Source organism: Pseudomonas sp. H3_E07 (assembly GCF_054668895.1).
This window is the reverse complement of the sequence record NZ_CP162795.1, coordinates 3,644,249-3,656,078: the sequence shown is the minus strand read 5'-3', so window position 1 is coordinate 3,656,078 and position 11,830 is coordinate 3,644,249. Positions and strand designations below refer to the sequence as shown.

12 protein-coding genes are annotated in these 11,830 nt (G+C 57.8%); 3 read left to right on the top strand and 9 right to left on the bottom strand.

Annotated elements, in window-relative coordinates; translation table 11 throughout:
* Positions 1-46 precede the first annotated feature (46 nt).
* From carA to grpE, 5 genes are all read right to left on the bottom strand, one after another.
* Positions 47-1,183 carry a glutamine-hydrolyzing carbamoyl-phosphate synthase small subunit gene (gene carA, locus AB4O08_RS16730; protein ID WP_010206613.1) on the bottom strand — a complete coding sequence of 379 codons (1,137 nt, stop codon included), beginning with the start codon at positions 1,181-1,183 and terminating at the stop codon, positions 47-49.
* 259 nt (positions 1,184-1,442) lie between these two features.
* Positions 1,443-2,249, bottom strand: coding sequence for a 4-hydroxy-tetrahydrodipicolinate reductase (gene dapB / locus AB4O08_RS16725; RefSeq protein WP_010206614.1), 807 nt, complete (start codon positions 2,247-2,249; stop codon positions 1,443-1,445).
* Positions 2,250-2,259: 10 nt separating this feature from the next.
* A complete protein-coding gene (gene dnaJ, locus AB4O08_RS16720) occupies positions 2,260-3,384 on the bottom strand; it encodes a molecular chaperone DnaJ (protein ID WP_010206615.1) in 1,125 nt (374 codons plus the stop codon).
* 317 nt (positions 3,385-3,701) lie between these two features.
* The gene (gene dnaK, locus AB4O08_RS16715) at positions 3,702-5,624 is read right to left on the bottom strand and encodes a molecular chaperone DnaK (protein WP_460114226.1); all 1,923 of its coding nucleotides are present in this window, start codon (positions 5,622-5,624) and stop codon (positions 3,702-3,704) included.
* Between the two features lie 102 nt (positions 5,625-5,726).
* Positions 5,727-6,287 carry a nucleotide exchange factor GrpE gene (gene grpE / locus AB4O08_RS16710; RefSeq protein ID WP_021492893.1) on the bottom strand — a complete coding sequence of 187 codons (561 nt, stop codon included), beginning with the start codon at positions 6,285-6,287 and terminating at the stop codon, positions 5,727-5,729.
* 254 nt (positions 6,288-6,541) lie between these two features.
* Between grpE and recN the strand changes: the two genes are divergently transcribed.
* Positions 6,542-8,215 (top strand): DNA repair protein RecN, encoded by a 1,674-nt coding sequence (gene recN / locus AB4O08_RS16705; RefSeq protein WP_010206622.1) that lies wholly within the window; start codon positions 6,542-6,544, stop codon positions 8,213-8,215.
* 86 nt (positions 8,216-8,301) lie between these two features.
* Here the strand turns inward: recN and fur are convergent, their stop codons facing one another.
* Positions 8,302-8,706, bottom strand: coding sequence for a ferric iron uptake transcriptional regulator (gene fur / locus AB4O08_RS16700; RefSeq protein ID WP_003194220.1), 405 nt, complete (start codon positions 8,704-8,706; stop codon positions 8,302-8,304).
* Positions 8,707-8,804: 98 nt separating this feature from the next.
* Here fur and AB4O08_RS16695 point away from each other — a divergent pair, with 98 nt between their 5' ends.
* Positions 8,805-9,332 carry an outer membrane protein assembly factor BamE gene (locus AB4O08_RS16695; protein WP_016976810.1) on the top strand — a complete coding sequence of 176 codons (528 nt, stop codon included), beginning with the start codon at positions 8,805-8,807 and terminating at the stop codon, positions 9,330-9,332.
* A 63-nt stretch (positions 9,333-9,395) separates the two neighbouring features.
* Here AB4O08_RS16695 and AB4O08_RS16690 read toward each other — a convergent pair whose 3' ends face one another.
* Positions 9,396-9,698: an RnfH family protein gene (locus tag AB4O08_RS16690; RefSeq protein WP_010206629.1), complete on the bottom strand. Its 303-nt coding sequence runs from the start codon at positions 9,696-9,698 to the stop codon at positions 9,396-9,398.
* Positions 9,691-10,125, bottom strand: a complete 435-nt coding sequence (locus AB4O08_RS16685; protein WP_460114225.1) for a type II toxin-antitoxin system RatA family toxin — start codon at positions 10,123-10,125, stop codon at positions 9,691-9,693. Before AB4O08_RS16685 ends, AB4O08_RS16690 begins: the two co-directional genes overlap by 8 nt.
* A 168-nt stretch (positions 10,126-10,293) precedes the next feature.
* Here AB4O08_RS16685 and smpB point away from each other — a divergent pair, with 168 nt between their 5' ends.
* The gene (gene smpB, locus AB4O08_RS16680) at positions 10,294-10,776 is read left to right on the top strand and encodes an SsrA-binding protein SmpB (RefSeq protein ID WP_005791513.1); all 483 of its coding nucleotides are present in this window, start codon (positions 10,294-10,296) and stop codon (positions 10,774-10,776) included.
* Between the two features lie 36 nt (positions 10,777-10,812).
* On the opposite strand, the gene AB4O08_RS16675 is transcribed toward smpB, so the two are convergent.
* Positions 10,813-11,580 carry an FCD domain-containing protein gene (locus AB4O08_RS16675; protein WP_010206631.1) on the bottom strand — a complete coding sequence of 256 codons (768 nt, stop codon included), beginning with the start codon at positions 11,578-11,580 and terminating at the stop codon, positions 10,813-10,815.
* Positions 11,581-11,830 lie beyond the last annotated feature (250 nt).

Sequence of the window (11,830 nt, the reverse complement as noted above, 5' to 3'; positions counted from 1 at the left end):
GCCAGCGGGGGCCACCGGTGTCCGGGGCCGCCCGCAGGCCGCTCAGTCAGCGTCGCTTGGCCATCTCATTGATGAAACGGTCGAACAGCGGCGCTACGTCGTTCGGGCCCGGGCTCGCTTCAGGGTGGCCCTGGAAGCTGAACGCGCTCTTGTCGGTGCGCTCGATGCCCTGCAGGGAACCGTCGAACAGCGACTTGTGAATGGCGCGCACGTTGCTCGGCAGGGTTGCTTCATCTACCGCAAAACCGTGGTTCTGGCTGGTGATCATCACAACGCCAGTGTCCAGGTCTTGAACCGGGTGGTTGGCACCGTGGTGGCCGTGACCCATTTTCAGGGTCTTGGCGCCGGAGGCCAGGGCCAGCAGCTGGTGACCAAGGCAGATACCGAAGACCGGAATCTCGGTTTCCAGTACGTCCTTGATCGCCTGGATGGCGTAGTCGCATGGCTCAGGGTCACCTGGGCCGTTGGACAGGAATACACCGTCCGGTTGCAGGGCGAGCACGTCGCTGGCCGGGGTTTGCGCCGGCACCACGGTCACGCGGCAGCCTCGCTCGACCAGCATGCGCAGGATGTTGTATTTAACGCCGTAGTCGTAGGCGACTACGTGGTAGGGCAGGTCAGCAGCGTCGATGGTTGCGTGGCTGTCGGTCTTCAAGTCCCAGACAGTGGAGCGCCACTCGTACTTCTCTTTAACGCTGACGACTTTCGCCAGGTCCATGCCTTTCAGGCCTGGGAAACCTTGCGCCGCGGCAATCGCCGCCTCTTCGGAGATATTGTCACCGACCATGATGCAGCCATTCTGCGAGCCTTTTTCACGCAGGATGCGCGTGAGGCGGCGCGTATCGATACCGGCGATCGCCACAACGTTGTTGGCTTTCAGGTAATCGGACAGCGACATCGTGTTACGCCAGTTGCTCGCAACCAGTGGCAGGTCACGAATCACCAGACCGGCCGACCAGACACGATCAGACTCGACATCTTCCGGTGTAGTACCGGTGTTGCCGATGTGCGGATAGGTCAGGGTAACGATCTGTTGGGCGTAGGAAGGATCGGTAAGGATTTCCTGATAGCCGGTCATGGCAGTGTTAAACACTACCTCTCCAACGGTCTGACCGTCGGCTCCAATGGCTTCGCCGCGAAAAATGCTGCCATCAGCAAGGGCGAGTATGGCTGGCTTAGTCAAGAAGACCTCCCGTAAATAAAGCCTGAAAGGGCGATCGCAGGTTGTAAAAAAGCGGAGTGACGTATGGACACGTCACCCCGCTTCTTCACTGAATTATTCTGCGCGCTTTTAGTGGACACACTAAAGCTGTAGCTTACAGAAAAAGGCTTTTTTGGTCCACCGCTAATGAGCCTTAAAGGCAGGGGAATGCGACAGGACGTCGCTTAGCGGGTAAAAACGGGGCCTAAGCATAAGCTTGAGGCCCTGTTTTAGCTACTGATTAGTGCAGATCCAGCACATCGCGCATGTCGTACAGGCCCGGCTCGCGCCCCTCCAACCAGAGCGCAGCACGTACCGCTCCCTTGGCAAAGGTCATGCGGCTGGAGGCCTTATGCGTGATTTCCAGACGCTCACCTTCAGTGGCGAACAATACGGTGTGATCACCCACCACGTCACCGCCGCGCACGGTCGCAAAACCAATGGTGTCGCGTGCACGCGCGCCGGTGTGGCCTTCGCGACCGTACACCGCGACTTTCGACAGGTCGCGACCCAGTGCATCGGCAATCGCTTCACCCATGCGCAGCGCGGTGCCCGAAGGCGCGTCGATCTTGTGACGATGGTGAGTCTCGATGATTTCGATATCCGCTTCATCACCCAGCACGCGCGCCGCCAGGTCCAACAGCTTGAGCGACAGATTCACACCGACGCTGAAGTTGGCGGCGAAGACGATAGGAATATCCTTGCCCGCCTCCTCCAACAATTGCTTCTGCTGAGCAGTCAAACCCGTGGTACCGATCACCATTGCCTTGCCCGCCTTACGGCAGAACGCCAGGTTTTTCAGCATCACGTCCGGCAGGGTGAAATCGATCAACACATCGAACTCATCCGCTACCTGCTCCAGGCTGCCGGACAACGACACACCGATGCGCCCCAACGAGGCCAACTCGCCCGCGTCCGCACCAATCAACGTGCTGCCCGGACGAACGATCGCCGCAGTCAGGCCGGAAGCCGGCGAGCGCTGCTGCACCGCTTCGACCAGCGTCTTGCCCATGCGCCCGGCAGCGCCCATTACGGCTATACGTCGCATACTCAATTCCTTACAGGTCGCCGAAGAAGCGCTTCACGCCATCGAAAAAGCCTGCAGTTTTCGGCGAGTGAGAGTCATCACCCTCCATCGAGCTGCGGAATTCTTCAAGCAGTTCGCGCTGACGGCGATTCAGGTTGACCGGCGTCTCTACCGCCACACGACACATCAAGTCCCCAGCACCGCCACCGCGCACCGGCGCAACGCCTTTGCCACGGATACGGAACTGCTTGCCGGTCTGAGTGCCTTCAGGAATCTTGAGCTTGACCCGACCATCAAGGGTAGGAATTTCGAGCTCGCCGCCCAAGGCTGCATCGACAAAGCTGATCGGCACTTCACAGAACAGGTGCTTGCCGTCGCGCTGGAAGATCGAGTGCTCGCGCACGTTGATCACTACGTACAGGTCGCCCGTCGGACCACCCTGAGTACCAGCCTCGCCCTCACCCGACAGGCGAATACGGTCTCCGGTGTCCACGCCCGCCGGCACTTTCACCGCCAGGGTTTTGTACTCTTCGACACGACCTTCGCCGTGGCAGGAATCGCACGGATCGGAAATGATCTTGCCCTGGCCATGGCAGCGCGGGCAGGTCTGCTGCACAGAGAAGAAGCCCTGCTGCATGCGAACTTGACCAATACCGCCACACGTTGGGCAGGTGATCGGCGAAGAGCCTTTCTTGGCACCCGAACCATCGCACGGCTTGCAGTTGACCAGCGTCGGCACACGGATGTTGACGCTGGTGCCGCGCACGGCTTCTTCCAGGTTCAATTCCAGGGTGTAGCGCAAATCACTACCACGCTGGGCGCCACCACGCTGACCACCTCGACCACCGCCGAAGAAGTCGCTGAATACGTCGCCGAAAATATCGGAGAAGTTCTGACCGCCAAACCCGGCACCGCCGCCACCCATGCTTGGGTCGACACCGGCATGGCCATACTGGTCGTAGGCCGCACGCTTATTGGGATCACACAGGCATTCGTAGGCCTCATTGGCCTCTTTGAACATCTCTTCGGATTCTTTGTTATCCGGATTACGGTCCGGGTGATGCTTCATCGCCAGGCGACGGTAGGCCTTCTTCAGGTCCGCCTCGCTGGAGCCGCGCTCCACACCCAATACTTCGTAATAGTCACGCTTTGCCATAAGTCTTTGCACTCTTAAGGACGTTCAGCCAGACCCTCCTGAGCCTGACTAAACTCGTTGAGCCCCAATACAGGCCCGGACCCAACTCACGTCAATTCAACGATCCTGGTCATAACTGCTTTCAGCCAGGGACCCGGCCAAAAACGCGGTGAATGCCATTCGGAAAGCAGGAGCATTCCCGATCACACCGCCAGCATCCGAACGCTGTCGCATACTGTAAAAATTCGCATACCCCAGACACGCCAACGCGGGAGCAAGCTCCCGCGCGGCGACATCCTACCAGTCACCGCTTGATAGCGGTCAACCGGGCGACCAAGTTACTTCTTCTGGTCTTCTTTGACTTCTTCGAACTCGGCATCGACAACGTCGTCGTGCTTGGCTTCAGGCTCTGCCTGTTGCGCAGCACCGTCAGCTGGCTGACCTTGTTCGGCGTACATTTTCTGAGCAACCGGCGCAGAGACTTTCGACAGCTCTTCGATCTTGGCTTCGATAGCAGCCTTGTCGTCGCCTTTGACGGCGGCTTCCAGGGCAACCACAGCAGCTTCGATTGCAGTCTTCTCTTCAGCAGTCACTTTATCGCCAGCATCAGCGACTATTTTGCGCGTCGAGTGAACCAGTGCATCACCCTGGTTACGGGCGCCAGCCAGTTCAGCAAACTTGGCATCCGCATCAGCGTTGGCTTCAGCATCACGAATCATCTGTTGAATTTCTTCATCAGACAGACCGGAGTTGGCCTTGATCGTGATCTTCTGCTCTTTGCCGGTAGCCTTGTCTTTCGCGCCGACGTGCAGGATGCCGTTGGCGTCGATGTCGAAGGTCACTTCGATTTGTGGCACGCCACGTGGTGCTGGTGGAATCTCGGACAGGTCGAACTTGCCCAGGGACTTGTTCTGAGCAGCCTGCTTACGCTCACCTTGCAGCACGTGAATGGTCACAGCGCCCTGGTTGTCATCGGCAGTCGAGAACACTTGGGATTTCTTGGTAGGAATCGTGGTGTTTTTCTCGATCAGCGCAGTCATCACGCCGCCCATGGTTTCGATACCCAGGGTCAGCGGGCTGACGTCCAGCAGCAGCACGTCTTTCACGTCGCCGGCCAATACCGCGCCCTGGATGGCAGCACCCATGGCAACCGCTTCGTCCGGGTTCACGTCTTTACGGGCTTCTTTACCGAAGAACTCGGTGACCTTCTGCTGAACCAGTGGCATACGGGTCTGACCGCCCACCAGGATCACGTCGTTGATGGAACCAACGTCGATACCGGCGTCTTTCAGCGCGATGCGGCAAGGTTCGATGGTGCGCTGAACCAGGTCTTCAACCAGCGCTTCCAACTTGGCGCGAGAAATCTTCACGTTCAAGTGCTTAGGACCAGTGGCGTCTGCAGTGATGTACGGCAGGTTCACGTCGGTCGACATGCTCGAGGACAGCTCGATCTTGGCTTTTTCGGCAGCTTCTTTCAGGCGCTGCATGGCCAGCGGGTCGCCCTTAAGGTTCATGCCGCTTTCTTTCTTGAATTCGTCAACGAGGTAGTCGATCAGACGAATATCAAAGTCTTCACCGCCGAGGAAGGTGTCACCGTTGGTGGCCAACACTTCGAACTGGTGCTCGCCGTCAACTTCAGCGATCTCGATGACGGAGACGTCGAAAGTACCACCGCCCAAGTCATAAACGATCACGGTGTGGTCGCCTTTGGCCTTGTCCATACCGTAAGCCAGAGCGGCTGCGGTTGGTTCGTTGATGATACGTTTTACGTCCAGACCCGCGATGCGGCCGGCGTCTTTGGTCGCCTGACGCTGACTGTCGTTGAAGTAGGCCGGAACAGTGATCACCGCTTCGGTCACGGTTTCACCCAGGTAGTCTTCGGCAGTCTTCTTCATCTTTTTCAAGACTTCAGCCGAGATCTGCGGGGCAGACATCTTGTTGCCATTTACTTCAACCCAGGCGTCACCGTTGTCAGCTTTGGCGATTTTGTAAGGCACCATCTTGATGTCTTTCTGTACGACTTCTTCGTCGAACTTACGACCGATCAGACGCTTTACCGCGTACAGGGTGTTGTGCGGGTTGGTGACAGCCTGGCGCTTGGCCGACTGACCTACCAGGATCTCGCCATCATTTGCGTATGCAATGATCGACGGCGTGGTACGCGCACCTTCGGCGTTTTCGATGACTTTGGCTTTGCCGTTTTCCATGACGGAGACACAGGAGTTGGTGGTCCCCAGGTCGATACCGATAATTTTGCCCATTATTTACTCTCCCGAAACTTGAATTTGGTTGCCGCAGCAGTGGTGGCTAACTGCGGTAGCACTTAAACGCTTGACTTATAGATGAGGGCTTTTCAGCGTATTTCAAGCCTGCTCATCAATAGAAGGTGAAACCGGTGCAGGGGCCTTGCTCACCACAACCATCGCCGGGCGCAGCAGGCGACCATTGAGCTGGTAACCTTTCTGGAACACTTTCAACACGCTGTTAGGCTCCAGGTCATGGCTTTCCTGCATGGCCATGGCTTGGTGGTGCTCAGCGTTGAACGGCTCACCGCCTGCTGGATCGATGGCTTCCAACTGATAACGCTTCAGGGTGTCCTGAAACATTTTCAGGGTCAGCTCGATCCCTTCGCGCATTGGGCGGATGTTTTCGTCGTCCGGGTTGGACAACTCAAGACCACGCTCCAGGCTGTCGATGATCGGCAGCAAGTCACCGGCAAATTTTTCCAGTGCGAACTTGTGAGCCTTTTCTACATCCTGCTCGGCACGGCGGCGGACGTTCTGCAGATCAGCGGCAACACGCAAAGACTGGTCCTGCGCAGCGGCCAGTTGCTCTTCGAGCACTTGCACACGAGTCGCCAGCTCATCGCCGACAGCCGAATTGGCGTCTGGAGTTTGCGTATCCTGCGTCTGTTCGTCAGCCATAGTTTTCTCCTTTCAAAATCATGCGCGAACTCAACTCGCGCTTCTGTTCCGGTATATGGGGCCACAATTTCCAGGTTCAAGGGTGCAGGCGTTACCAAAAGTCTTTCCAGTGATGTGGATCAATTCCTGCGCTTCCATTCCTCGTTGCGCTAAAAAATTCGCTCATTCAAGCAAATCGAGCTAAGCGCCAGGATTGTCAGCCTCGAACAAAACACTGTATAAATAACCAGACATAAAGCCTGGGAGCGGCCGTCATGCTCGTGCACTTGTCCGTACATAACTACGCCATCGTTGAACACCTGGATCTCGAACTGGATCGCGGTATGAGCGTAATCACAGGCGAAACCGGCGCCGGCAAGTCGATCATGCTCGACGCCTTGGGCCTGACCCTGGGTGATCGCGCCGACAGCGGCGTGGTGCGACCTGGGGCAGACAAGGCCGACATCCTGGCCACCTTCGACCTGGCGGACATTCCCGAGGCAGAAGCCTGGCTGTCCGAGCGCGACCTTAATAATGAAGGTCCGTGCATCCTGCGACGGGTCATCACGGCGGAAGGTCGCTCCCGTGGCTACATCAACGGCACACCCTGCCCGCTTGGCGACCTTAAAGCCTTGGGCGAGTTGCTGATCGACATCCACAGCCAGCATGAACACCAGTCCCTGCTGAAAACCGACACCCATCGTCGCCTGCTCGATGAGTACGCTGGTGCCACAGACCTTGCCCGCCAGGTGCAGCTTGCCGCCCAGCGCTGGCGCCAGACTCGCCAGGAACTGGAGCGACTCTCCAACTCCGGCGATGAGCAACGTGCTCGCCATCAATTGCTCAGCTATCAACTCGAAGAACTGGAAAGCCTGGGCCTGGGCGAGACCGAACTGGAGCAGCTTGAGCAGGAACACAAGAACCTCACCAACGCGGAAACCCTGCTGGGCATTTGCCGCCAGGTGGTGGAGCAGTGCAGTGAGAGCGACTCCGGGAACGTGCTCAATGCACTGACTGCCAGCCTCAATCGCCTATCGAGCGTGAACAGCGGCTCCGGCTCGTTGAGCGAGGCGACGACCCTGCTTACCAGCGCACAGATCCAGGTAGAGGAAGCCGTCGGCGAACTGAATCGGTTCCTGGATCACTTCGATGCCGACCCAGCACGGCTGCAGGAAATAGAAGAACGCCTGGATACCATCTACACGCTGGCACGCAAACATCGCATCCAGCCCACTGAAGTGGCGACGATGCAGCAAAAGCTGCTGGATGAAATCGAGACCCTGAACGCCAACGATGAATCTATCGAGCGCCTGAGCGGTGAGCTCGCCTCTTTCGCTCGTCATTACCAAGAGAAAGCGCGCGAGCTCAGCGACCTGCGCCAGCAAGCAGCGACGGGCCTGGCCAGCGCAGTGGAGCTGGAGATCCAGCGTCTGGGCATGCCTGGCGGTCGTTTCACCATCGAATTGCGCACCAGCGCCAGCAACGAACTACAACCCCACGGGCTGGAGCAGGTCGAGCTACTGGTCAGCGCCAACCCCGGACAACCGCTCAAAGCGCTGGCGAAAGTAGCCTCCGGCGGCGAGCTGTCGCGGATCAGCCTGGCAATCCAGGTGATTACTGCGCAAACCTCTCGGGTGCCGACACTGGTGTTCGATGAAGTCGATGTGGGAATTGGCGGGCCGACAGCAGAAATTGTTGGCCAGCTGTTGCGACGCCTTGGAGATAGAGGCCAGGTACTGACGGTAACTCACTTGCCACAAGTCGCGGCCCAGGGACATCAACACCTCTTTGTGCACAAGGTACGCGGCAGCGATGCAACACACACAGCCGTGTCCAAGCTGAACAAGTCGGAACGTGTGGAAGAAGTCGCACGCATGCTTGGCGGCATCGATCTAACCAAGGAGTCTTTGGCGCACGCGAAGAAAATGGTCGTAGCGGCAAAGGCCTAACCGAACTATTTTCTCTCTTATAGAAAGCACGAAGGCGACCCTAAGGTCGCCTTCGATCGTTTTGCAGAGAGAATCTGCAACGCTTGTTACTTTTTCTTACGGATGTACAGGACCAGATTGTGGTCAACCAGATCGAAGCCATGCTCCTCAGCAATCTTGTGCTGCAGCGCTTCGATTTCCGGACTGGTGAACTCGATAACCTCATTGGTATCCAGGTCAACCATGTGATCGTGATGACCACCGTCAGCCAGTTCGAACACCGCATGACCGCCGTCGAAATTATGACGAACCACCAGCCCTGCGGCTTCAAACTGGGTCAGCACACGGTAAACCGTGGCTAGGCCGACGTCCTCGTTAGACTCCATCAGTGCCTTGTAAACATCCTCGGCACTCATGTGGCGCTGCTCAGCAGAATCGAGCATTTGTAGAATCTTGACTCGTGGCAGAGTCACTTTGAGACCGGCTTTGCGTAGTTCGCTATTTTCAACCATGGTTAGCTTTCTCGCGGATGCTGCTTCGCAGCTTCTCTTAATACGGGTATGATCGGCGTTTACGTTGTCCCAGCCAAGATAGTGGAAGTCGCCCACCGATGCAAAACACCAAGCTCTTGCTAACCAGTTTCACCTTTGTGGGACTGCTCGCACTCGCCGGTTGTTCATTCCCCGGGGTTTACAAAATCGACATCCAGCAGGGCAATGTCGTCACGCAGGACATGATAGACCAGTTACGCCCCGGAATGACCCGACGGCAAGTACGGTTTATCATGGGTAACCCCCTGCTGACCGACACTTTCCATGCCGATCGCTGGGATTATCTCTACAGCCTTCAGCCAGGCGGCGGTGAACGCCAGCAGGAGCGCGTCAGCGTCATCTTCAATGGCAATGACCAGCTTGTCAGCCTGTCCGGCGACTTCATGCCCGGCGTGAGTCGTGATGAAGCCTTGCTCGGCAAGGACAACGGCACCAATGTCACTGCGCCTGCGCAGGAAGGCGAGAAGCCGAAGTCCGAAGTACCGGCCAAGCCAGGCTCGCTGCTCGACAAGATCCAGAAAGACGTCGACGGCGTGGAAACGGTGCCTGTGCCGACGCCACAACCTCTGGATACCAGTCCGCAGTAAATGTGCGTCGCTCAACAAAAAGCCCGGCATGCCGGGCTTTTTGCTGCTCGCCATTTGGCTGACCTATGAGTTCTGTTGCTTGGCCAGCGCCGCTTTGGCTGCGCGCAACCTGCGCACTTCTTTAGGGTCTGCCAGCAATGGACGGTAAATCTCGATACGATCACCCGCCTGCACACTGCGCACCTCAGCGTCCGCGACTACCTTGCCGAAAATACCCAAAGGGCAATCAGCCAGATCCAGCCCGGGGAATTGCGCTGCAATGCCTGACGCCTGCACCGCCGCGCGCAGGCTGGTGCCGGCCGGCACCGTCACCGCCAGCAGCACCTGGTGATCCACTGCGGCATACACCACTTCAATCTCAACCATGCAGTTGCTTGGCCCGCTGGCAAAATGCGTCCACCAGGGTATTTGCCGCCTGATTGAACAAAGGCCCCAAGGTCGCGCGCACGATAGGCCCAGCGTAATCAAAGCAAAGATCCAGGCTGATTTTGCAGGCCTTGTCCGTCAGCGCCTTGAATACCCACACCCCATGCAGCTGAGTAAACGGCCCTTCCTGCAAATTCATTTCGATGGATTTCCCAGGCACCAGCACATTACGCGTCACAAAGTGCTGGCTAAGACCGCCCTTCGCGACCCCGACACTGGCGACCATGTGCTCATCACTGCTTTCCAGCACCTCGGCGGTTGAGCACCACGGCAGGAATTCCGGGTAACGCGCCACGTCGTTGACCAGGTCATAGAGCGCCTGTGCCGGATAGGGCAGCAGCGCTGAACGTTGAATATGCGTCGTCATGTGTGCGTTATTTCCACAGCTGAGCGGCAAACATCGCGGAAGAACAGCCCGATCCGCGAAAGAAAAAAACCAGAGAACTGCCTGCATTGTCCGGGATTCGTCCAACACGCTCAAGCACGCAGGTTGACCGTAGCCGACAGGCTCGCAACTCCCTATAATGCCGCCCCTATGGCTAAACAAAAGAAACACCCCACAGGGACCATCGCGCAAAATAAAAAGGCGCGACACGATTACTTCATCGAACATCGGTTCGAGGCTGGTCTGGTCCTGGCCGGCTGGGAAGTAAAGAGTCTGCGTGCCAGCAAGCTGCAGCTGGTCGACAGTTATGTGCTGCTCAAGGATGGCGAGGCATGGCTGCTCGGCAGTCATATCACCCCGCTGACCACTGCGAGCACCCACGTGATTGCCGATCCGGTACGCACGCGCAAGCTGCTGCTCAATGCCCGCGAACTGGAAAAGCTCGCTGCTGCCGTGCAGCAGAAGGGCTATGCCTGCGTCTGCCTGTCCTGGTACTGGAGCAAGCACCTGGTCAAGTGCGAGATCGCCTTGGGCAAGGGCAAGAAGGAATACGACAAGCGCGATACCGAGCGCGAACGCGATTCCAATCGCGAGCTTCATCGTGCCGTACGCAACAAGGGCAAGGAAGACTGATCCTTGCAGTGATGCAGCCGCGGGAGCTTCCCTCGGCTACGTCCCCTTGCGCCGCTCCGCACGCGCCACACGCTGAACTTCCTGACGCACTTCTTCCAACACTTCCTGCACATACAGCAGGTGACGTGTTGAAACTTCCCGCGCCTGCTCGGCACGCCCCTCGATAATCGCCAGGTACAGATCCCGGTGCTGACTGATCAGCATGTCGCGGGTTTCCGTACGCTGTTGATACATGCCGCCAATGTTGGTTACCACGTTACGCTTGAGCAGGTCGAACAGGCCGCGAATCGTGTGCAGCAACACAGCGTTGTGGCTCGCCTCGGCGATAGCCAAGTGAAACCGCGCATCCGCCGCCCCCTCTTCGACCCGGCTCACCTCATCGGAACGGGTGTAGCAATCCTGAAGCGCTTCGAACGCAGCCGTGAGACGCTCGCGATCCACCTCTGTCGCGCGCAACGCGGCGTAATAAGCACACGAGGCCTCAAGGGTCTGACGAAACTCCAGCAGATCCCGCTGAGCCTCGGGGTTGTTCTCCAACAGGAGCAACAGCGGGTCACTGAACGTGGAACCCAAAGATTCAGCCACGTAGTTACCACCACCCTGGCGGCTGACGAGCAAACCTTTGGCTGCCAGCTTCTGGATCGCCTCTCGCAAAGAAGGTCGCGACACCCCGAATTGTTCAGCCAACGCGCGTTCGGCCGGCAAGCGCTCGCCCGACTTCAGCGTGCCCTCAAGGATCATGCCCTCAAGCTGCTCGACGATGTCATCAGACAAACGGCGCTGACGCACCTGATCAAACCCCATCACTCACTCTCCACCATCCCGACCACTCGCCGGGCCCTCTATTCTCGCCGATCACAACGAATGCAGCACCTATCAGAGCGCCCTCATTTCCACTGATCAGCGCACCCTTGCCACCCACCTACGACCAAAGTTTCGTAAGCGGCAAATTGACACGCCCCAACCAAGGCTTTTACTCTAGCCAACAGCGACTGTAAATTGGTATTACCAATTATCCAAGCTGACCAAACAACAACAATCAGGGGCCACCCCA